General features: G+C 41.8%; 13 protein-coding genes. 7 read left to right on the top strand and 6 right to left on the bottom strand.

Annotated elements, in window-relative coordinates; genetic code table 11:
• Window position 1: 1 nt before the first annotated feature.
• The 4 genes from H0262_RS05910 to H0262_RS05895 form a co-directional block, all read right to left on the bottom strand.
• Complete coding sequence (locus H0262_RS05910; RefSeq protein ID WP_011513911.1) at window positions 2–715, bottom strand: cytochrome c1; 714 nt, start codon at window positions 713–715, stop codon at window positions 2–4.
• Window positions 715–1,935: a cytochrome bc complex cytochrome b subunit gene (locus H0262_RS05905; protein WP_406626821.1), complete on the bottom strand. Its 1,221-nt coding sequence runs from the start codon at window positions 1,933–1,935 to the stop codon at window positions 715–717. Before H0262_RS05905 ends, H0262_RS05910 begins: the two co-directional genes overlap by 1 nt.
• Window positions 1,936–1,942: 7 nt before the next feature.
• Window positions 1,943–2,527, bottom strand: coding sequence for a ubiquinol-cytochrome c reductase iron-sulfur subunit (petA, locus tag H0262_RS05900; RefSeq protein ID WP_011513909.1), 585 nt, complete (start codon window positions 2,525–2,527; stop codon window positions 1,943–1,945).
• Between the two features lie 431 nt (window positions 2,528–2,958).
• A complete protein-coding gene (locus H0262_RS05895; protein ID WP_181210058.1) occupies window positions 2,959–4,905 on the bottom strand; it encodes an ATP-binding cassette domain-containing protein in 1,947 nt (648 codons plus the stop codon).
• 249 nt (window positions 4,906–5,154) lie between these two features.
• Between H0262_RS05895 and H0262_RS05890 the strand changes: the two genes are divergently transcribed.
• From H0262_RS05890 to H0262_RS05860, 7 genes are all read left to right on the top strand, one after another.
• Window positions 5,155–5,436, top strand: a complete 282-nt coding sequence (locus tag H0262_RS05890; RefSeq protein WP_181210057.1) for a SlyX family protein — start codon at window positions 5,155–5,157, stop codon at window positions 5,434–5,436.
• A 210-nt stretch (window positions 5,437–5,646) separates the two neighbouring features.
• Window positions 5,647–6,861, top strand: a complete 1,215-nt coding sequence (locus tag H0262_RS05885; protein ID WP_181210056.1) for an OmpP1/FadL family transporter — start codon at window positions 5,647–5,649, stop codon at window positions 6,859–6,861.
• A gap of 404 nt (window positions 6,862–7,265) precedes the next feature.
• Window positions 7,266–8,594, top strand: a complete 1,329-nt coding sequence (locus tag H0262_RS05880) for an OmpP1/FadL family transporter (protein ID WP_181210055.1) — start codon at window positions 7,266–7,268, stop codon at window positions 8,592–8,594.
• 380 nt (window positions 8,595–8,974) lie between these two features.
• Entirely contained in the window at window positions 8,975–10,363 is a 1,389-nt protein-coding gene (locus tag H0262_RS05875; RefSeq protein WP_181210054.1) for an OmpP1/FadL family transporter, read from the top strand.
• A 230-nt stretch (window positions 10,364–10,593) separates the two neighbouring features.
• Window positions 10,594–14,214: a transferrin-binding protein-like solute binding protein gene (locus H0262_RS05870; RefSeq protein WP_181210053.1), complete on the top strand. Its 3,621-nt coding sequence runs from the start codon at window positions 10,594–10,596 to the stop codon at window positions 14,212–14,214.
• A gap of 500 nt (window positions 14,215–14,714) precedes the next feature.
• Window positions 14,715–18,689, top strand: a complete 3,975-nt coding sequence (locus H0262_RS05865; protein ID WP_181210052.1) for a transferrin-binding protein-like solute binding protein — start codon at window positions 14,715–14,717, stop codon at window positions 18,687–18,689.
• A 126-nt stretch (window positions 18,690–18,815) separates the two neighbouring features.
• The gene (locus H0262_RS05860; protein WP_181210051.1) at window positions 18,816–20,360 is read left to right on the top strand and encodes a porin family protein; all 1,545 of its coding nucleotides are present in this window, start codon (window positions 18,816–18,818) and stop codon (window positions 20,358–20,360) included.
• Between the two features lie 87 nt (window positions 20,361–20,447).
• On the opposite strand, the gene putP is transcribed toward H0262_RS05860, so the two are convergent.
• Together putP and H0262_RS05850 are read right to left on the bottom strand one after the other, a co-directional pair.
• Window positions 20,448–21,947, bottom strand: coding sequence for a sodium/proline symporter PutP (putP, locus tag H0262_RS05855; RefSeq protein WP_011513904.1), 1,500 nt, complete (start codon window positions 21,945–21,947; stop codon window positions 20,448–20,450).
• Window positions 21,948–22,475: 528 nt separating this feature from the next.
• A complete protein-coding gene (locus H0262_RS05850; RefSeq protein ID WP_020443718.1) occupies window positions 22,476–23,348 on the bottom strand; it encodes a LysR family transcriptional regulator in 873 nt (290 codons plus the stop codon).
• Window positions 23,349–23,396: the final 48 nt, after the last annotated feature.

The following is a 23,396-nucleotide window of genomic DNA, read 5'->3' as shown; positions in this document are numbered from 1 at the left end:
CTTATTTGATATCTTTCCAGAATTCTTTATTGAGCAAGTAAACTGGAATCAATAAGACAAGTAAGAATAAAATCACAAAGAAACCAATCACTTTACGGTCATGACGAACAGGTTCTGCCATCCATGCCATGAAGTTAACTAAGTCACCTACTTCAGATTCGAACTCTTCCTGACTCAGCTCTTCTTGCATGTTATGCAAAACGTGAGGCATTGCCGCATTTGCGAGGACTAAGTTATTAGCACCCCAAGGACGGCTTGGATCTTCGTAAAAAGACAATAGGTAAGTGTAAACCCAATCATCGCCACGCAGTCTTGTCTCAAGTGACAAATCTGGAGGAGCCGCGCCAAACCATGAGGCTTGTACTTCAGGGTCAATCTCAGCATCGATATGATCACCGATCTGATCGGTCGTCACCATCAAATACTTTTCGACCAGCTCAGGTGGAATCTCTAAATCTTTAGCGATGCGTGAGTGACGAACATACTTGGCTGAGTGACACCCAGCACAGTAGTTCATAAACGTCTTAGCACCGTTTTGTAGTGAGCCCTTATTGGTAAAATCAATAGGCGCTGTACTACAAGCCAAATGCTCTACAATACCCTCAGCATTGGTAAACGTACCGCAGCCACTACCTGCTGCTAGAGCGCTACCAGCAGTCAAAGTTAATGCCGCGCCTAAGCCCAAACCTGCTAGGGATTTAATTAGCGTGCTCATTAGTGACCTCCGGTAACGCGTTCTGGTGGCTGTTTACACTTCTCAATGGCAGTGTAAAACGGCATCAATAAGAAGAACAAGAAATACAATATGGTAAAGATACGAGCCATTATAGTTGCTGTTGGGGTGGTAGGCGTCGCACCTAAATAACCCAATACTAAGAAACTAATAGCAAACACGGTTAAAGCGATTTTAGATAAAATGCCTTTATAACGTATCGAGCGTACTGGGGATCTATCAAGCCAAGGTATTAAGAACAATACGGCAATAGCAGCACCCATCGCAATCACACCACCAAGCTTATCAGGAACGGCACGTAAGATGGCATAGAAAGGCGTGTAGTACCATACCGGTGCAATATGCGCTGGTGTTTTCAGTGAGTTGGCAGTCTCAAAGTTTGGTGGCTCAAGGAAGAAGCCGCCGCCTTCTGGGAAGAAGAACACCACAGCAAAGAATAAGATAAAGAAGACAACAATACCAACCATGTCATGCACAGTGTAGTACGGATGGAATTCGATACCATCTAATGGCACGCCGTTTTTGTCTTTTAGCTTCTTAATGTCAATACCATCAGGGTTATTAGAACCCACATGATGCAGAGCCACTAAATGCATAAAGACTAAGCCCACAAGCACGAGCGGAATCGCAACCACATGCAAGGCAAAGAAGCGGTTTAGGGTGATACCTGAGATGATATAATCACCACGGACCCATTCAGCAAGACCGTCACCAATGACAGGTAAGGCTGCAGGTAAGTTCAAGATAACCTGAGCACCCCAGAATGACATGTTGCCCCAAGGGAGTAGGTAACCGAAGAAACCTTCTGCCATCAATGCTAAGTAAATACCCATACCGATAAGCCAAATCAGCTCACGCGGTTTTTGGTATGAACCGTATAGCAAGGCTCTGAACATATGCAGATATACCACTACGAAGAACGCTGACGCGCCAGTCGAGTGCATATAACGGATGAGCCAACCGCCCTTAACATCACGCATGATATATTCAACAGACGCAAATGCCCCTTCGGCACTTGGGTTGTACATCATTGTTAGCCAAATACCAGTGACTAACTGATTGACCAGTACCACCATTGATAACACGCCAAAGAAGTACCAAAAGTTAAAGTTCTTTGGTGCATAGTACTTTGACATATGATATTCATAGGTTTCAGTCGCAGGAAAACGCGCGTCCACCCAATGCATTAACTTTTTACCCATGCTCATATTAAGCCTCCCCAATCGTCAAGATGGTACCATCCATGTTGTACTCTGGGATAGGTAAGTTAAGCGGTGCAGGTACGCCACTATAAACGCGACCCGCTAAATCGTATTTAGAGCCATGACAGGGGCAGAAAAACCCGCCATACCAGTCATTACCACCTAAATCGGCTGCGCCAACATCGGGACGGTAGTTTGGTGCACAACCTAAATGTGTACAGACGCCTTCTACCACCAATACTTCTGGCGAGATAGAGCGTTCAGGATTTTTACAGTACTCAGGTTGCAAAGAGGCACTAGAATCAGGGTCAGACAATAATGGCTTTACTGACTCAAGCAACGTCAGCATCTCTTCAGTACGCTTAACCACAAAGATGGGTTTGCCACGATATTTGACAACAATCATTTGTCCTGCTTCGATAGAACCAATATCTTGGGTCACTGCTGCACCAGCAGCTTCAGCTTTAGCACTTGGGGTCCAAGAGCGAACAAAAGGTGTTGCCACAGCAGCTACCCCAGCTGCACCAATTACGGCAGTCGAGGCAATCAGAACTCTACGGCGTTGTACGTTAACGCCTTCGGCATGGCTCATTAATACTTCCTCCAGGTGAATGAAATGGGATTATCCCACACTGGGTTTGTGACTTAGAATAGAAACAATTATCAAGCCACGTTAGCTGTGCCTAATTTTGCTAATTGTTGCTATTCTAAGCTATTTTGGTCATAAAATAAATTATTGTGTTAAAAATAAAGCAACCTTAATAGGGCACGCTTCAGCATTAAACAAAGTGATTAAGACATAACACCTTAATTATCAATGTTTAATAACAGCTTTATATCAACAAAAATGTTATAGATAATGACCTTATAAATGATAAGGGTATTCGGCAATAGCGAATGATACTTGAAATTACGACAATGTTCACTAACTTTCAGCACATCACTAGTTTGTAAGTCGCTGTGACGCTATTATCACCACTTTATATTATAAAATGATGATAAGTACGTGCATAAAGATTTAGATTAGCTCTCAAGCGTATTCCAGCGTTCAAGCTTAATCATCATCTCATCTTCAATGGCAAGCAGTCGCTCACTAGCAGCTGTTGCCGCATCAAAATCTTGATTAAACCAAGTACCGTCGGCTAGCTTTTCTTCTAGCTGCGTTTGTTCCGCTTCTAAAGCAGCAATCTCTTTTGGTAACGCATCAAGCTCACGCTGGTCATTAAAGTTAAGCTTTTTAGCAGCAGTATTAAGTTTCGCTACTGCCGCTGATTTATTAACAGATTTACTGTTGGCAGTAGTATTACTACTAGAGGATTTAGCTGCTTTAGAAGCTTCTTCGCGGTTTTTTTGTACCAAATACTCTTGATAGCCGCCGACATACTCGCTGACCGTCCCTTTACCATCTTCATCAGTATCAAATACCCAAGTGGAAGTGACGACATTGTCCATAAATGAGCGATCATGGCTAATGAGCAAAATCGTACCACCAAAGCTGGCGACGGATTCTTCTAGTAGCTCAAGTGTCGCCATATCTAAGTCATTGGTTGGCTCATCGAGTACGAGGATATTTGCAGGTTTTAATAATTGCTTAGCTAGTAGCACGCGGTTACGCTCACCACCTGATAATGCTTTGACGGGCGTACGGGCACGCTCTGGCGCAAATAAGAAATCTTGTAGATAGCTCATAATGTGTGTTTTACGACCACCCACTTCGACGAAGTCAGAGCCTTCTGAGACGTTTTGCGCCACACTGGCTTCCAAATCTAACTGATCACGCAACTGATCAAAGAAAGCAATTTTTAAGTTAGTACCTAATTCAACGCTGCCTGTTTTGATCACATCATCGTCTGACATATCGAGTAGGGCTTTAATAAGCGTGGTTTTACCTGCGCCATTCGGACCGACGATACCGATTTTGTCACCGCGCATGATGGTCGTACTAAAATTGTCGACCAATACATGGTCATCATATTGTAGGTGTAAGTTTTTAACCTTGCAGACCAGCTTGCCGCTTTTCTCGCCTTGACCCATGGTAATATTAACATTACCGACTTGCTCACGGCGGTCGCTACGCTCTTCACGCAATGCTTTTAGCTCACGCACACGACCTTCGTTACGGGTACGGCGTGCTTTGATACCTTGGCGAATCCAAACTTCTTCTTGTGCTAATTTTTTATCAAAGTTGGCATTATTCTTCTCTTCAGCTAGTAACTGTAGCTCTTTTAATTCTTGATAGCGTGCATAGCCACCTTCACCTTGAGTGACGTCATAGCTGGTCAATTGACCGCGATCAAGCTCAATGATACGAGTCGATAATTTATTCACGAACGCTCTATCATGGGTGACGAATAACAATGTCAAACCTTGCCAATCTAATAAAAAGCGCTCAAGCCACTCAATGCTATCAACGTCTAAATGGTTGGTCGGTTCATCGAGAAGCAGTACATCAGGCTTAGTCACTAAAGAGCGTGCTAATAAAACACGGCGCTTACGACCACCAGATAGTGACGATAAGTCATCGTCTGGATCGAGACCCATTGTCGTGATAAGACGTGTTGCTTCGCGCTCTAAATCCCAACCATGTACCGCATCGATATCATGCTGCAAATCTGCCATACGCTCGCAGGCATCCATGTCACCATTGGCACACAAATCAGTTTGCGTATTATAGTTAATCAGCAGCTCGGCAGTGCGTTTGCTGCCACCCATAACGATATCTAAAATTCTACCGCTGGTTTCAGGTACATCCTGCTCGAGCATAGCGACGCGTACACTATTATTAATAATAACTTCGCCGCTATCAGGCAACAATGTGCCATTAATCAGTTTAAATAAGGTGGATTTGCCTTCGCCATTGCGACCAATTAAGCACACGCGCTCGCCTGAATCGATAGCAAAGTCAATACTATCAAGGACAGGAGCGACGCCAAAGGCTAAGTGAATATCTTTTAAATGTATCAGTGCCATAGAGTATCTTAAGCTTATATAATAGTGAGGTAGGGGTTGTTGCAAAATTTGCAGCAGTATAACATGCTGCCACGTAACTGTAGCGTGCGTAAATAGATTTATCAGCACGATTTTATGACGATTAATTTGTCAAGCAATGTAGAACATCTTATCAAGGCGTTAGCCATCGTTAGCCATCGTTAGCCATCGTTAGCCATCGTTAGCCATCGTTAGCCATCGTTAGCCATAGCATCTAGTATTGAGAAAAATATGAATGAAGCAAATCCAAAAAATAACAGTGTATCCAAGCCGCAAATCGACAGCTTAGCCACACAAGCTGATTTACAATTACAGTTAGTTGAACTGCAGATGAATATGTCTCATCTTGAGCTGACCGTAGAACGCCTTGATGAGGTGATCACTCGTCAAGACAAACATATCCAAACGCTACAACGACAGTTACAATTTATTTATAAACAAGTTGAAAGCCAAGATGAAGAAGGAGGCGTAGCACCTTTTGACGTCATGGCAGATAGACCACCACATTACTAAACAAAATATCGCCATGTTTAACTAGCAAATAAATCAAATTCTGTTAATTAGATTTATATGTGGATTTTTAAATAAAGACACTATCCAGTCATATTGAAGAAATAATGTTGTTTTAGTGTAAGAAAAACATTAGTATCTTTCCCCTTATATACCGTCTACCTAACAAAGTTCGGGCTAGCGGTAAACAATGTGGATGTTTGGAGATACACAATGGGCGCAAATTTTAATCTTAAAACCCTTACAGTAGCTATCGCTGCTCTTTCTGTTGCTAGTGTCGCGAGTGCGGCGGGTCTTGATCGTTCAGGTCAAGATATCACGGCATTCTTACAAGATGGCGTATATGCTGAAGCGGTTTATACTTATCTAGATGCTGATGTTAGTGGTTATGATAAATCAACGCCTGAACCAAAAGTGATCGGTGATATCGCTGAGTCTTATGACTTTTTCCGTTACGGTGTAAAAGCGGACATCAACGACACGTTTAGCGTTGGTGTTTTATATGACGAGCCTTTTGGTGCCGCAGCTGACTATAGTGGCAAAAACGATTTCATATCTCATGAGCCAAATCCTAGTTTTGGTGGATTTATACAACCAAATGGCGAGTCAACTAACGTTGAGGTGCGCACTGAAAATATCACAGGTATTCTTGGCGCGAAACTTGGTGAAAATAAAAACTTCCAAGTATATGCTGGTCCAGTAGCTCAGCGTGTTCAAGCCGACGTGAAATTGCGTGGTAAAGCATATGGTCAAGCAGATGGCTATACTACACATATTAGTGCTGCTCAAGATTATGGTTGGTTAGCTGGTGTTGCTTATAGTAAGCCTGAGATCGCTCTACAAGCGGCAATTACTTACCGCTCAGAGATTGATCATACCTTACCAATTTCAGAAACGTTTCCAGCTTTAGCTCTTAAGCAAATGAATACAACAAGAGTTGGTGAAATCGAAATCACGACTCCTGAATCTGTAAATTTCGATTTCCAGACAGGTATTAATCCTACTATGTTAGCGACGGCTAAAGTACGCTGGGTACCTTGGAGTGATTTTGCTATTGTGCCACCTCTTTATAATCAAGCTAGTAATTTATCACTAGTAAGCTACGATAAAGACCAATGGTTAGTAGAATTAGGCTTAGCCAAACGTTTAACCCCAGCCTTAGCTGTTACTGGTACAGTTGGCTGGGACAGTGGTGCTGGCAATCCAGTCACATCTTTGGGTCCTATCGAAGGCTATTACAGTGCGGGTCTTGGTGCAAAATACAACCTGACTGAAAACTGGGCTGTTTCTGCTGGTGGTAAATATCTGTGGTTCGGTGATGCTGAAGGACAGATACCAAATAAGAAAGTAGTTAGTAACTTTGAAGACAATGATGGTTTTGCTCTGGGTGTGAAACTGTCTTATCAAGCCAAGCAAAACTTTAACTAAAATATCATAAGTTAACTTGATATAAGTCTGATGTCATTATCTATAAAAAGCGATCCATAATGGGTCGCTTTTTCATATGTTAAAAAAATGTATTGCCGTAATACTATTCTCTAATATTTTTACTAAACATTTGAAGTTATTAATTTATAGAACTTAAGTTTAGTTATATATAGATGGTTAAAATATTGATATTAATATAGATAAACTATTGTTTGCTCGATTTTATTGGTTATTAATGCTCTTCAGTCATTCGCAAGAAATAAATTATTTTAGCAGTTGTCTTAATATTAAAAAATCATTACTATTCATTTAGGACGTCGTTTACATAAGTTTATATTTTGAGCAACAATACTGAATATGAGTTATGAAAATGATTTAACAACGAGGATGTTTGGAGATACCCAATGCGCGCTACTTTTCACTTAAAAACTCTTGCTGTAGCGATAGCTACTCTTTCTATAGCTAGTATGTCTAACGCTGCTGGTCTGGATCGCTCAGGTCAAGATATTACTGCATTCCTACAAGATGGCACCTATGCTGAAGCGGTTTATACCTATATTGATGCTGATGTCAGTGGCTTTGATAGTTCTAATAACAATCCTTTTGACAATCGTTATGAACGAGGTAATGCCACTGGTGATATCGCTGAATCTTATGATTTTTTCCGTTATGGCGTAAAAGCGGACATCAATGATACTTTTAGTGTTGGTATTTTATATGACGAGCCGTTTGGTGCTTCTGCAAAATATGAAGGCGATAATAATTTCGTTGCAAACACTAGTCCAGCTCAATCAGCAGGTGAGTTTGCAAATGATCCAAAACCTAGTGGAGCAATCGGCAATGCAATTATAGGGGCTGAATCAACGACTCCTGGAGAGAGTACGAACGTTGAAGTTCGTAGCGAGAACTTAACAGCTATTCTTGGTATGAAGCTTGGCACAAATAAGAATTTCCAAGTTTACGGTGGCCCAGTAGCACAGCGTGTACAAGCTGATGTTAAACTGCGTGGCTTAGCCTATGGTCCTGCTACTGGCTATACCTCAAATATTAACCCAGATCAAGATTATGGTTGGCTGGCTGGGGTCTCTTATAGTAAGCCTGAAATCGCTTTAAAAGCTGCTTTGACCTATCGTTCTGAAATTGACCATAGTATGGACATATATGAGCGTTATCCATTAGCACCAATTATTGGCGCGATTGGTGTGCCTCCGCGTGGGCTGCCAGCTATCCAAGTGACTAATATGGAGTTGACCACACCCGAATCTGTAAACTTTGATTTCCAGACAGGTATTAATCCTACTACCTTGGCTACAGCAAAAGTACGTTGGGTGCCATGGAGCGATTTTGCCATTACTCCACCATTATATAATCAAGTTAGTCAATCTACCGCACGCCCTAATGGTTTGAATTTGGTAGATTATGAAGATGATCAATGGCAGGTAGAGCTTGGTCTTGCTAAACGTATCGCGCCAGCTTTAGCGGTTAGTGGTACAGTTGGTTGGGATAGTGGCGCTGGTGATCCAACGACTTCATTAGGTCCAATTGATGGTTATTACAGTGTTGGTCTAGGTGCTAAGTATAACCTTACAGAGAACTGGGCAGTATCAGCAGGTGGTAAATACTTATGGTTTGGTGATGCTCAAGGTCAACTACCTACAGATAAAATCGTTGGTGACTTCCAAGACAACGATGGTTATGTGGCTGGTGTAAAAATATCTTATCAAGCTAAATAAAACATTATTATAGACAAATAGGTTAGAGATGAGAAAGCGATCCATTAAGGGTCGCTTTTTTTATTGCCTATTGTTTGTTCAGAACAGATGTTTAATATAATTATGGAATTGTTTCGTGTAAAGCCTCGATTATCCTTCACGATTGCCGCTATTTTTTACAAGAAGCTGACACTAATCCCTTGAAATATAATTAAATGATATTTGGACTATACAGTCACATTAGTATAATAGCGTACTTTTGTTGTTGATTTCATGTATAAAAGATATTAGTATGATTTCAGGATACCGAACAGATGATTGGACTTTTGTAGATTTAATAATGAGTCATCATAGTCTAATTGATCAAAAGGTAAAACAACAGGGATGTTTGGAGATAAAAAATGCGTACCACCTTTCATTTAAAAACACTTACGTTAGCCATCACTGCTCTTTCTGTGGCTAGCATAGGTAATGCTGCTGGACTTGATCGTTCAGGTCAAGAAATCAAGGGTTTCTTTAACCCTGGTACATATGCTGAAGTTGATTTTGCTTATATCGATACTAAAGTTACAGCGTATGATAATGCAGGTGCTATTCGAACTTCACCTACTACTGAGATTCGTAACGGTATTACTTCAACAGAAGCCGCTTACGAAAAAGGTGTATCTACTGGCAATGCCACTCCTGATACATATACTTTTATGCGCTATGGCGTAAAAACTGATGTCAATGAAAATATTAGTGTTGGTGTATTTTATGATGAGCCGTTCGGTGCTGAAGTAGAATACTCTGGCGATAATACCTTTGTGTCTAAAGCTGGGAAACCAACAATAGCTGATTCCTCTACAGGTACTTCTGTTCCAAACGAAATCATTAACTCTTCTGTACTAGATCCTAATTACAATAAAAATACCAAGGTTAGTGTACATACAGAGTCTTGGACAGGTTTATTAGGCTATAAGTCTAATGGTTTCCAAGTATATGGTGGTCCTGTACTACAAAAAGCAAAAGCTGATGTACATCTGCGAGGTCAAGCTTATGGTCCATTAACAGGCTACGATGCAAACGTAAATACGGATACGGATTATGGTTGGGTCGCGGGTGTTGCTTACAGTAAACCTGAGATCGCTCTAAATGCAGCTTTGACTTATCGTTCAGAAATAGAGCATAAAACATCAATAGCTGAGAGAGTGCCATTGCTAGGGTCACCGCTAAGAAACATAGCATTAGGTAAACTTGGAATAGATCCAAACTCTGCATTGGGTCAATCCATTAGCGAATATGCTACTACGGAAGCTACTGTTACCACCCCTGAATCAGTCAACCTAAACATTCAAACTGGCTTGAGTGAGAAGTATCAATTACTAGGAACATTGGATGTACGTTGGGTGCCTTGGAGTGATTTTACTATCGTACCGCCTCTTTATAATGCTTATTCTAAAGCCGCTGATCCCAATGGTTTACCGTTACTTTCATATGACAAAGACCAGTGGAAAGTCGATGTTGGCTTAGCCAAACGCTTTAACGAGAAATTGGCAGGTTCAGTGGTTGTAGGATATGACTCTGGTGCAGGTAATCCTGTCAGCTCACTAGGTACGATTGAAGGTTATTACAGCTTTGGTGGTGGTGTGAAGTATAACGTTACACCAGAGTGGGCAGTATCAGTTGGTGGAAAGTATCTAAAATTTGGCGATGCGACGGGAGAATTACCTAACGGCAGTATCGTGAGTAAAGCAGAAGATAACGATGGCTACATAGCTGGCGTCAAAGTTTCTTATCAGAGCTTGTAGTTAAACATAAAGGTCACATGCTTTTCAGTAATACGGATGCTCAGCGTAGTATCACTATAGATAAGGTATTGAGTGATTATAGGTGCAAATACTTAATGCCTTTTTAATGAAAATATGTATCAGGTCTTATTAATCGCTATTAATTGTTTATCAATTTAATTTATATCAATTATTGAATCAGTAATTAATAGATAACGGAATGTCTATCAATCATCCATGGAGGAAGAAAAATGTCACCTAACCGTCATTCAATCTCAGCGGTATCAACCGCTAAAAAGTTTAAAACCCCGCTCAAAGCCAGTGTTGTGTTGCTGACGACTATGATACTAGCAGCGTGTAATACGACAGATGATCCTTCTTATAAGTTAGAAGATATTTTTAGCCCATTACCAGGCGCAACCGATAAAGAAGTAGAAAAAGCTAAAGCAGAAGCTGAGAAAGCTAAAGCTGAAGCCAAAAAAGCAAAGGAAGAAGCTGAGAAAGCCAAAGCAGAAGCTGCTGCAAAGATAGCCTCCGCTGAAAAAGCTGCCGAAGAAAAAGCGCAAGCAGCTATTAAGGCAAAAGAAAATGCAGAAGCTGCTGCTGCCGCTGCTGAAATAGCAAAGGCTGAGGCTATTAAGGCAAAAGAAGACGCCCAAAAAGCTTTAGAAGATGCTTTGGCAAATGGGGGTGGTTCAGAGGCTTTACAAAAAGAAGCCGCTCGTAAAGCTCAGTTAGCACAGCAAGCTCAAATTGCTGCTGATTCAGCTCAAGCTGCTGCTGTAGCTGCACAAGAAAAAGCCCAAGTCGAAGCAACTGCTGCAGCTGCCGCACAGACTGCCGCACTAAATGCAGCGGTCGCTGCAGAGATAAAGAACGCCGCTGAAACTAAAAAATCAGGTGTTCAGCATATTAGTATTGATGCTAGCATATTGAGTCAAGGAAAACTGACTACAACCACACGCGATTTTAAAATCACAGATGCAACCCAAGTAGATGCGCGAGCAGATACCGCTTCAGGAGGCTTGGTTTCTGATCCTGTCGTGCTAAAAGTCAGTGGTGATAACGATGTTCAAATAGCAGGCTCTAACGGCTTTAAATCATTTGAGAATACTACCAAAGTTAAAACTGCATCAATAGGTGAGGTTGATCTGGTTTATACCTCAACTTATAAAGACTTTGGTGATGAACTAAGAATTGCTCATATTGATGGCGTTGCCGGTCCATTACCTGTCAATGGTGTGGCGATAGTTGGTAATGCTACTAAAGCTGAAAATGTGCCAACAGAAGGTAGTGTCAAATATAGCGGTGATGCCACGTATCGCAAATTAGGTGTAGACAGCAATATTGAGTTTGGCACTTCAGTCTTTACCGCCGACTTTGTAGCTAAAAACCTAAAAGGTGATTTAACCTTCAATGATAAAAAAGTTGGCTTAGAAGCGACCATTGCGGGTAATAAATTCTCAGGTAGTCAGGGTGGCTATAATACTGATGGCGGTTTCTTTGGTGGTGATGCTCAGTACCTAGGTGGTGTCTATGAAGGCAATGGTGCTCAAGGTACTTATGGTGCGAAGAGTGACAAGCAAACGGCTGCAGAAAAAGCTGCTGTAGATGCTAAGGCGACGGCAGATGCTAAGGCACAAGCTCTAGCGGCTGCTCAAGTACAAGCGGCAGCCGCCCAAGCTGCGGCAACCAAGGCCCAAGCTGATGCGGCAAAGGCAAAAGCTGAAGCAGAGAAAGCTCAACAAGCGGCTGACAATGCAGGTAATAGTGGCGATGATCAAGCACTTCAAGAAGCCTTAGATAGAGCAGCCGCGGCGGAAGCAGCGGCAGAAAAAGCTAAAGCTGATGCAGCAATTGCCATTCAAGAAGCAGCAAATAAAGCGAAAGAAGAAGTTAAAGCGGCACAAGATAAAGTGACAGCCGCTCAGGCAGAAACGGCTGCCGCTCAAAGCGCTGCAGCCGCTGCTAAAGCAGAAACAGCCGTCGCTGAAAAAGATGCCGCTGCTAAGATTGCAGCAGCAGAATCGGCAGCTGCGAAAGATATAGCAGCTGCGAAAGAAGAGGCTAGAGTAGCTCAAGAAAAGGCTACAGCAGCTAAAGTGGCTCAAGATAAGGCGGAAGCAGATGCCAAAGCTGCACAGGATAGAGCCGCCGCCGCGGCAGCAGCACAAGCAGCAGCTGAACAAAAAGCTAAAGAGTTACAGGATCAGTTAGACAAGTTAACACCTAAAGTGCAGAGTGGTGTCCAATCGCTGAATATTGGCAATGCTTTCGTTACTACAGAGCGTGACTTTGTAGTTAATGCTGACGGCTCTCTCGAAGCTCGAGCTGATTTAGCATCAGAGGGTAAATTGCCAAAAGTTCTGGTTAATATATCTGGTAATAATGATATTACGCTCGATAATGGTTATAAGAGTAATGTCGATGATTCAACGACGATTGTCACTAGCCCAGAACTAGGTAGCGCAAGCATTCCATTAACGTACACCTCAGTCTATAAAGACTTTGGCAGTGATATGCGTGTCAGTCATATCAATGGTACAGCAGATGCTACTGGCTTGGGCATGGGTCCACTACCTGTAGATGGCGTTATAGTGGTAGGTAATGCCACAACAGCGGTGCCAACCGAAGGAGTATTCAACTACGCTGGTGATGCAACCAACCGCAAAAACGGTATCGGTAATGCTATTGAATACGGTACATCTGCATTCAAAGCTGATTTTGTCGGAGGTAAAATAGATGGTACTTTATCATTTGTTACTGCAGGGGACATTAATTTAAAAGCTGACATTACTGGTAATAAATTCTCAGGTACGGCAGCTGTCAACGGTGGCTACAATACCGAAGGTGGGTTCTACGGCGATGCTGCTAAAAACCTGGGTGGTATTTATGAAGGTAATGGCGCTCAAGGTACCTATGGCGCAATTAAAGGCAACGAAGTTATAGTAACCCCACCTGCGCCGCCAGTGAATGAAAATAACCCCGTCGATAGCAATATGACAGGCGTGCAAAGTTTCACCTTATCTAACGCTGACGCTATTGGTTTTAGATCATTCTGGAATGATAAGGATAGCAAAGGGGCTACTGACAGAAGTGACACTTTTGTTAACACTGGAGATGGTGATAATTTTACTGCTTTTGATAAGTTGACTGCACGTGCTGATTTAACTAAGCCTGACACGGTTGAAAAAAGCGTTACGGCGACAATAGCCAGCGCTGGTGATGGTGTTTACGCCAGTAACACAAAAGACTTTAAGGTATACAGTGGTTCAACCAACGTAAATGTTCTTAAGCCTTTTAAACTCTCCTTAACGCTACCTTATCAATCGGTTTATAAAAATTTCGATGAAGTAATGCAAATAGGCCATGTAACGGGCGATGCTAACTCTCCCTTTGGCAAAGCCGCTCGAGTTTCTAGTGTTTATGTACAGGGCAAACTAACTGCTGCTGCAGATATGAATTACATGAAAGATTTGGCTCAGTTTAACAAAGATACGGATATTAATGATGGCCTATTTAAATATGCAGGTAATGCAACTTATGTAGATAACTTACATTTTAGTGCTGCTGATCGTACAGTAAAGGTAGACGGCGTTTCTAACTTCGATGTTGACTTTGTTAATGACACATTAACAGGTAACCTAGCATTTGATAGCATCAGTAAGAGCATTGATATCAGCGCAGCTATTTCTGGTAATTCATTTGCTGGAACCAGCGCTAGCAAAGTTCAGACCTCAGGCGGATTCTATGGTGAGGATGCTAAGTTCTTGGGTGGCATATATCAAGAAGCATTACAACCAGGTGGTTCAGGCACGGCTAATGGCACAGGAACAACGTTCCAAGGTACATTTGGCGCTGAGAAGCAATAAAATAATTTAAAGATAAAGCTAAAAAAGGCACCCTAGGGTGCCTTTTTTAGCTTTATCTTTCTTCGAATTGAATGAAGTGAGCAGCAGATTAGTATTAAATAATTTATAGACAAAAAAATGGTCTATTAAATTTTGAATTTATTTAAAAAGATTTTAATAATTTTTATAAACTATAGTTTATTTATAAAAATAGTAGTTTATGAGAGAAGATAAACATACATCACTCTTATCGGAAATATTTTCATAGATATTTAATCAAAAATATTCCTATATCTTGTTGAAATAAATGGTTTTATCAATCGTATTGATACGATTTATATCATAATTACAGCGTATATTCAAAATACGACATTAATTTGTAACTAGATATTTTAATAGACATTATTTCATTTATTATAATTGACTTCTTACAGGTAATTTGTTTATCTATGCATGTTAATAAACTTATGTTCGTTATCTAATGCATCAACTAAACTTAAGATCTTCATGGAGGAAGATAAATGTTACCTAATCACCACCCAGTCTTGATGGCATCATCAGCAAAGAAATTAAATACTCCTTTAAAAGCCAGTGTGGTTATTTTAAGCGCGATTATATTATCCTCGTGTGCCAGTAGTGGTGGTGATAACGCAACTTCTCCAAATCCAACACCGGTTTTGCCTGGTGATGGGGGTAATGCCGGAGGAAGTGGTGCTATTAGCGAGTTTGAAAAAGCCATTAAAGCTGCAGAAGCAAAAACTAAGATAGCAGAAGAAGCGCTTAAAGTTGCTGAATCTAAAACCAAAGCGGCCACAGAAGCATTGAAAACCGCAGAAGAAAAGTTTGGTAAAGAATCAAAAGAAGCTGCTGCCGCTGCTAAAGCTGCTATAGACACTGCAAATGTAGAAGCAATTCAAGCGAAATCCGCTGCTGAAGCAGCTAGAATAGAAGCAGTCGCAAAAATTGAAGCAGCCGCAAAAGCATCTGCAGTAGAAGTAGACGCTGCTAAAAAAGCAGCAGCAGAAGCAGTAGCAAAAGTAAAAAATGCTGAGGATAAGGTTCAAGCAGCTGATGCCCGTGTTCTAGCAGCAGAAACTAAGTCCAAAGAAGTACAAGAGTCACTTAATGCAGAGATCGCTGCTAAAGAAGAAGCCCAACAACAAGCCACGTCAGCAAATAATCAAGCAACGGCTGCCCAAGCACAAGCTGTACTTGAAAAGCAAAAAGCGGCAGCAGCACAAGATGAAGCAGACAAAGCCAAAGGGGAGCTTGCAGCCGCCGCAAAAGCATTGGCGGACGCAGAACAAGCCTTAGCAGATGCCCTAGCTTCAGGTAGTGGTAATAGCGCCGCCTTACAAGCAGAAGTGGATCGTCGCAAAGCAGCCCTTGATGCCGCTAATGCCCAAATAATAGCTGCCCAACAAGCCCAAGCTGAAGCCGCTTCTGCTGTCGCGGCCCAAATAGCCGCCGCAAACAAAGCGGCACAAGAAGCAAAAGACGCTCTAAAAGCAGCTACCATTAAGAAGGCCCCTGAATCGAAGAAAAGCGGCGTTCAATCACTGAATATTGACCCAACACCTGCTGGTCTACCTGATGCCTTTAAAGCTAACAGCCGTGACTTTGAAGTCACTGTTAATAGTGTTGAAGCTCGAGCAGATATTGCATCAGGTGGTTTATTGCCAATAGTCAATATCACTACTTCTGGTGCAGATGATACTAACTTACAAGGCGGTTTTAAATCACATGATGATAGTACTGGTATTACCACAACTGCGCTTGGTGTTTTACCGCTGACCTACACCTCAACCTATAAGGATTTTGGCGATGACATGCGCATTGGTCACATCGACGGTGCAGCAGCGGTTGGTACAACACAGTTGCCAGTCAATGGGGTTGCCACAATAGGTAATGCCACTCAAGCCGCTAATATGCCAACCGAAGGTAAGGTTGGATACACAGGGGATGCGACCTATCGCAAACTCGGTTTAGGTCAAGACATAGAGTTTGGTAAATCAGTCTTCACAGCAGACTTTGTCGCCAAGAATGTCAAAGGTGATCTTACCTTTGCTAATGCCGGTAAAATTGGTTTAACTGCCGGCATCAACGGCAATCAATTCTCAGGCACGGCTGCTAGCAATGCAGGCTATGCAACCGAAGGGGGATTCTTTGGTGGTGACGCGCAGTATCTAGGCGGTGTCTATGAAGGTAACGGCGCTCAAGGTACTTATGGTGCCAAGAGTGACAAACAAACCGCTGCACAGCAAGCGGCTGCCGAAGCTCAAGCGGCGGCTGATAAAGCCAATGCCGCCATTGCTGCTATCCAAGCCCAAGCGGCTGCTGCCCAAGCGGCGGCTGATAAAGCAAAAGCGGATGCTGCCAAAGCACAAGCTGCATTACAAAGAGCAGAAGAAGCGTTAGCCAATGCGGGTAATGGTACAGATCAGTTGGCAGCGGCATTAGCAAGAGCCGAAGCTGCTGAAGCCGCTGAAGCTGCTGCACAACAAGCGGCTTCAGCGGCAGACGCTGCAAGAGTCGCCGCACAAGCTGCCCAAGCTGCTGCTGAAGATGCCGCTTTAAAAGCCCAGGCTGCTGCTGATAAAGCTGTCGGTGATGCTAAGGTGGAAAAAGAAGCAAAAGAAAAAGCCTTACAAGCACAGAAAGCAGCAGAGACGGCTAAACATGTAGCGGAAGCTGCTAAAGCAGAGTCGGAAATTGCTAAAAATGAAGCGATTGTTGCTAAAGCTAGTGCGGAGCGCGCAAGAGATGAAGCCATAGCTAGAGCAGAGGCTGCAGAAGCTGCCGCATTAGAAGCTGCCGCATTAGAAGCTGCTAATAAGTTTACAGCTCCAGATTCGAGAGTATCAGGCGTACAAAGTACCTCTTTGGATTCTGATGACAGAATATTCGATAACAACTCTAATAGTTATAACAAACTCAAAGTTTATGCTAATGAGTTAGATGGCAGAGCTTCCTTAAAACCAATCGATATAATGCTAAAAGGCACTGATGGTGGTGCTACTGATAAGACTTATGGTACGAGTAATAATGGTTTTAAAGAATATAAAAATGATATATCGTTTGAAGGACGTTTAAGTAATACGGTCCATAAAAGAAATTTTAGTTACTCTTCGGTATATAAAAACTTTGATGATCAGATGCAGATTGGTCATATATTTGGTGATATCAAAAGCGGTACAATTGCTTCAGCATACAATAAAAACTTATCTACCACCTATGTACAAGGTAATGCTACCAACCTTAGTGACATGGACAAGTTGGCCAATATCAATGAAGGTAAAGCCAACTATAAAGGGGTGGCTACCTATGTAGAAGGCGGGAAAATCGCAGTCGACGGTACTTCTAAGTTTGACGTCGACTTCGTCGCTAAATCAGTGAAAGGTGAGCTAAACTTTGCTGATAAACAAGTAGATATTGCTGCAGATATCTCTAACAATACATTTGCTAGTAAAAAAGGTGCAGCTGTTAATACCGTTGGCGGTTTCTATGGTAAAGGTGCGGGTTTACTAGGTGGTGTCTATGAAAGAGAAATCCCAGGTACTAATTATATTAAAGGAACTTATGGCGCTACTAAGTTAGATCCAACGGTAGAAGTGGTTCCAGATCCTACAGAATCTAAAATGACAGGTTTCCAGTCAACTGCATTAAGTAGTAAAGAGAAGACTCTACCTTTTGGTCTAGGCAAATTGGATAATGCAATTGGTTATGTGCAGATTCGTGATGATAAGTCTGATTTTAAGCAGACAGAGAACAAAGACGGTAGCATTGTTCCTATCGATAACCGTGAGGGCGATAACTTTACCAATTTTAATACTGGAGTTGTCCGTGGCGATATGGTTAAGCCAGAAAGTGTATTAACAGCTATAGCAGTATCTCTCACCAATAATGGGTCAGTAACAGTAGATGCAGGTAAAGGTGGCTCTAATCCAACTTTTAAATATAATGCGGTCTACAAAAACTTTGACAACCAAATGCAAGTAGGGCATGTCTATGGTAATTTTGACTCATTGGCTGGGGAGGTCTCACGAGCAGCCAACGTTTATGTACAAGGCTACTTAACTTCTCAAGCGGGTATGGATAATCTAAAGAATATTAATGATGGCAAGGCGCAATATAATGGGGTGGCCACTTATATTGAAAATATCCATCTAGCAGATAATGCCTCTACTGCTCCAGTTAATGGCACTTCCGCTTTCAATGTTGATTTTGTTAATGGTTCAGTAGATGGCACGTTGTCATTTACAGGTACGGGTTATAAATACATGCCTGCTGGCAGTGAAATAAAAATTGACGCCACTATCACAGGCAATACTTTTGCTAGTAATGCAGGTGGTATCGATACCGCTGGTGGGTTCTATGGAGAAGGCGCTAAGTTTTTAGGTGGTATCTATCAGGATGCATCAGTACAAGGTGGTAAGGGAACGATAGCTGGTACTGGAACCAAGTTCCAAGGAACATTTGGCGCTGAAAAGCAATAAGTTAATATGACTGTATAAAACAAAAAGAAAGCGTCCTAGGGCGCTTTTTTGCTCGATTAAGTTTTTAAAGTCATTTACGATGGATAAGCTTTAAGACTAAACAAATGTAATATGGTAAGGATACCTATGAATAATCAATATATGCGTAAACCGCTCACCATGTCGATTTTGTTATCAATGATAGCGGTGTCTCTACCAGCTATAGCAGATACAAGTACTTCAATAGTAGAGCCTGAGCTTGACCAAGCAGCCGAGCTTGTCAAAAGACAGAACCAAACTTCTGTATCAGACCCTACCGCTCCCTCCACCGCCATATCAGATGCAGAAGCGCAAGATGCAATCAGAAGTCGTCAGCAGCTGGCAACGGCAAGCGCTTATAATTTAGCCACACTGATGGCAGATCCGGTAAAGTTTAGCCAATTTTTAAATACAGCGCTTGCCGCTCAAGATATGGAAACCGTCAAAGCATTATTACCGCACTATAAAACTCTAAAAAGTAATGATCCGATGCTGATCAAGTTTGCTGATGCACTTGTATATCGAAGTGAAGCTAAGAACAGACAAGCGATAGCCATTTATCGCGAAATGCTAGCAGCAGACCCAGACTTTCATCCTGTACGTCTAAATATGGCTATTGCCATGCAAGCCGATAAGCAATATGCAGCTGCTAAAGAACAGTTTTTAAAGCTGCAGTCGGTAGATCTTCCTGTACCTATTATGGCTCGAGTTAAAAATTCATTGTCTCAAATCCAGAGTTCAGAAAAATGGCAGTTTAATGCCTCTGCAAGCTACGTAAGAGATAACAATATTAACGATGCACCGTCGAAGACTATCCAATCTCAGTTAGGTAAGTCTGTTGAGCAACAATCAGCTAACGGGATTCAGGTCTCTGGTAGTGCCAATAAACGCTTCAATCTGCCCAACAATTTCTACGCCACTGTAGGTGGTAATGCCTCCTTAAAAGGTTATTGGGACGAAACTGACTATAATGACTATCTGCTGACTGCCTCTACTGGTGTCGGCTACGATGATGCCAAAAATGATGTTTCGCTCACGCCGTTTATCACCAAGCGCTATTATGATGAAGAACCTTATAGTCTACGTAAAGGGGTAACGATTAGTGGCTCACGCTGGGTCAAACCAAAGCTTAAGCTATCTGCCACGACTATTTTTTCTAACGAAACTTTTGAAGATGATAGCAATGCAAATCGTGAAACAGATGGGCGATTCCTTGGGTTAAATGCTTTTTATATTAAAGATGCCAAAGAATATTTTTATGGAGGTTTAGGCAACTATAGAAATGATGTACCGCAGTCTAGCATCATTAGTTATGATCGTAACTCAATTAACGGCGGTTGGGGTCGTGAATGGAAAAAAGGTCTCTCAACGTTGACGACAGCGGGTTATGGTATTAAAAAATATGATGATCCTGCAGAGGGATTAGCAGGTGGCGCCTTGAAAGGTTACTATGATGCGGTTGGTGGTGAATCAGGCTCGAAACGAGAAGACAAAACGGCTTCCTTAGGGTTGCAAGTTTGGAAACGTGATTTTACCTTATGGGGACTGACGCCGCGGTTGGTATTTGATTATGAAACAACCTCAAGTAACTTTGCTTATTATGATGATCGTGATGAAAAATCAGCGACGGTATTATTAACCAAAACTTTTTAGGGCTACCGATTTGATAGGTTATCCTCATAAAAAAACCTCGCCACGATAGCGAGGTTTTCTAATTTAACAGCAGTAATTAAAAAGTGCTTATTGATCTAAGTTCATTTCCATTTCTTTAAACTTCGCTGAGACTGAGGCTTTTGGACCACCTGTCATAATACTTACAGCAAAGATGGCAATAGTACTTAGGATAAAGCCTGGAACGATAGCGTATAACCAGCTATTTAGTGCCATACCATTCATCTGGAAAGGACCATAGATCCATAAGATGACAGTTAATGCACCAACGACCATACCAGCAACCGCACCGTTTCGGTTCATACCGCGCCAGATAAGACTGAAAATAACCAACGGTCCAAATGCCGCACCAAATCCTGCCCAAGCGTTAGAAACCAAACTTAATACAGAGCTTTCAGGATTAGAAGCCAGCAAAATAGCAACGACGGCGACCACGATAACTGAAAGACGACCGACCATTACTTGGCGGGCTTCTGGTGCATCTCTATCAAAAAACAGCTTGTACACATCTTTAGTTAATGAGCTTGATACGACCAATAGCTGTGATGAGATCGTACTCATGATCGCAGCTAAAATAGCGGCTAACAAGAAGCCTGAAACTAATGGCGTGAATAAGAACTGGGTGAATACTAAGAAGATAGTTTCAGGATCATCTAAAGTCATTGCTGTTTTTTGTACATAGGCACGACCTGCAAAACCAGTCATCAATGCACCGATTAGACTCACAATCATCCAGCTCATACCAATGTTACGTGCCGTTGGTATATCTTTGACTGAGCGAATAGCCATAAAGCGTACAATAATATGCGGCTGCCCAAAGTACCCCAAACCCCAAGCCATTAACGAAACAATACCAAGGATCGTCATACCACTGGTGACATTAAGTAAGCTTGGATCAATGTTCCTGACCGCCTCAGTTGTGGCTGAAATTCCGCCAAGATCAGTAAAGGCTACAACAGGTACGATAACCATCGCAAATAGCATGATAATGCCCTGTACAAAGTCAGTCATTGACACTGCTAAAAAGCCGCCAAATAGAGTATAGGCGACAACCACACCAGCAGTCACCCACAAACCTGTGGTATAAGATAAGTTGAGTGAGCTTTCAAACAGTTTACCACCACCAACTAAGCTAGCTGCTGTATAAACAGTAAAGAATAAAATAATTACAACTGCTGAGATAACACGCAGCATATGCGACTTATCTTCGAATCGATTTGCAAAGTAGTCAGGTAATGTGATGGCATTATCTGCAATTTCAGTGTAAACACGTAAGCGCGGTGCCACGATGATATAGTTTAAAAATGCACCCAATGTCAAACCGAGGGCAATCCAGATACTCACGACGCCATCGGCATACATATAACCCGGTAAACCAAGTAATAACCAACCGGACATGTCTGATGCGCCAGCGGATAAAGCGGTTACCGCAGGACCGAGACTACGACCACCAAGCATATAGCCTTCGGTATCATTGGCTTGCTTAAAATAAGCATAAACCCCAATCCCGATCATCACTAAGAAATAGGCGCCAAGTGATATCAGCACGCCACTAGAAACTCCGTTCATATAAATAGTCCTTAACCAACGTTGTTGGCTGTCATTATTTTTAACGAGAAAAATTAAGTCTTGCAAGACGATGTTTAGAAACAATATCTAAAGACAAAAAAAGCCATTAAGTAGGACATAATGGCTTTTATTCAATATCTTCTGTTAGTTTTATATGATTGATGCTGTTTCAGGACCAATAATTATCAAACAATGTTGTATAGAAAAGGGCAAATACACTTCTGTGTTAAATGCCATCATCTCTACCACTTGCCAAATATTAATCGCTTATATAACCAATCATTTAAAACCATTAAACCTACTGTTTACTATCATATATTACTAGAGATATTCAATATATGATTATCAGTGCCAGTTGGGTAAAATTATGTTATAAAAAACGTCAGAGGCATTATAACGTATGAGCGTCATAAATGCTAACTCAGTATCTTTCAGCAAGTAATATTTTAGAAAGTTATTTTATCTTAGCTATTCAACCACACTAGACTAGGAGTTTTTATTGAATAATGGTGCTATTTAATAGCACCATTATTCAATGGGTGCTAGCAAATCTAATAGCGCAGTTACACTGTTTGATTGGGTCAGTTTTGGGTTGATTACCACGCCTAAATGACGCTGTAATTCGATATTATCTGCCATATCAATACGCTCTAAGTCTTGGCTAATCATCGTTTGCGGCAATACTGACCAACCAAGTCCTACAGACACCAGCATCCGAATAGATTCAAGTGGGTTGGTGCTCATGGTGGCATAAGGCTTTAGATTGTGTTTGGCAAATTCAGCCAAGGTAATTTGACTGGTAAAGGTATTGGCAGATGGCAAGATAGCAGGGTAACGTGCCAATTGCTCTAGTGTCACATTAGATTTACTGGCCAAAGGTGATAAGGTACCAGTCATAAAGTAAAGTGGATCTGACCATAGGGTATGATAGGTTAAACGCTTGTCATAGACGGGTGGCAGGGTCAAAAAGGCTAGAGATAAGTCACCATCAAGTACCGCTTTATGTGCGGTTTCTGAATCGACGAAATGTACCTCTAGCTGTACGGCAGGATAGGCTTGGATAAAATGCTTAAGAACAGGGGCGAGATGGTGTAAGCCTATATGATGGCTAGTACCAATGACAAGTTTGCCGGATACAATATGCTTAGAGTGCTGTAGATTGATTTTAAAGTTTTCGTAGTCTTCAAGCCATCGTTTGGCATGAGGTAGCATCTCACTGGCTGCTTGAGTTGGGACAATACCGCGACCCACCGTATCAAATAACGTGATATTAAACTCATCTTCTAAGTTTTTGATGCGTTTACTGACCGCAGGCTGAGTAATAAAAAGCTTTTCTGCTGCACCCGAAATACTACCTGTATTCATCACAGTCACGAATGTCGTCAAATTTGTGGTATTCACACCGATGTCCTTAGCTACATAACGAGCTATAAATAAAAGTTGGCTGAC

The organism is Psychrobacter sp. D2 (assembly GCF_013608135.1).
Taxonomy (GTDB): domain Bacteria; phylum Pseudomonadota; class Gammaproteobacteria; order Pseudomonadales; family Moraxellaceae; genus Psychrobacter; species Psychrobacter cryohalolentis.
The sequence above is the reverse complement of the archived record's forward strand: the minus strand, read 5'-3'. Positions and strand labels throughout refer to the sequence as shown.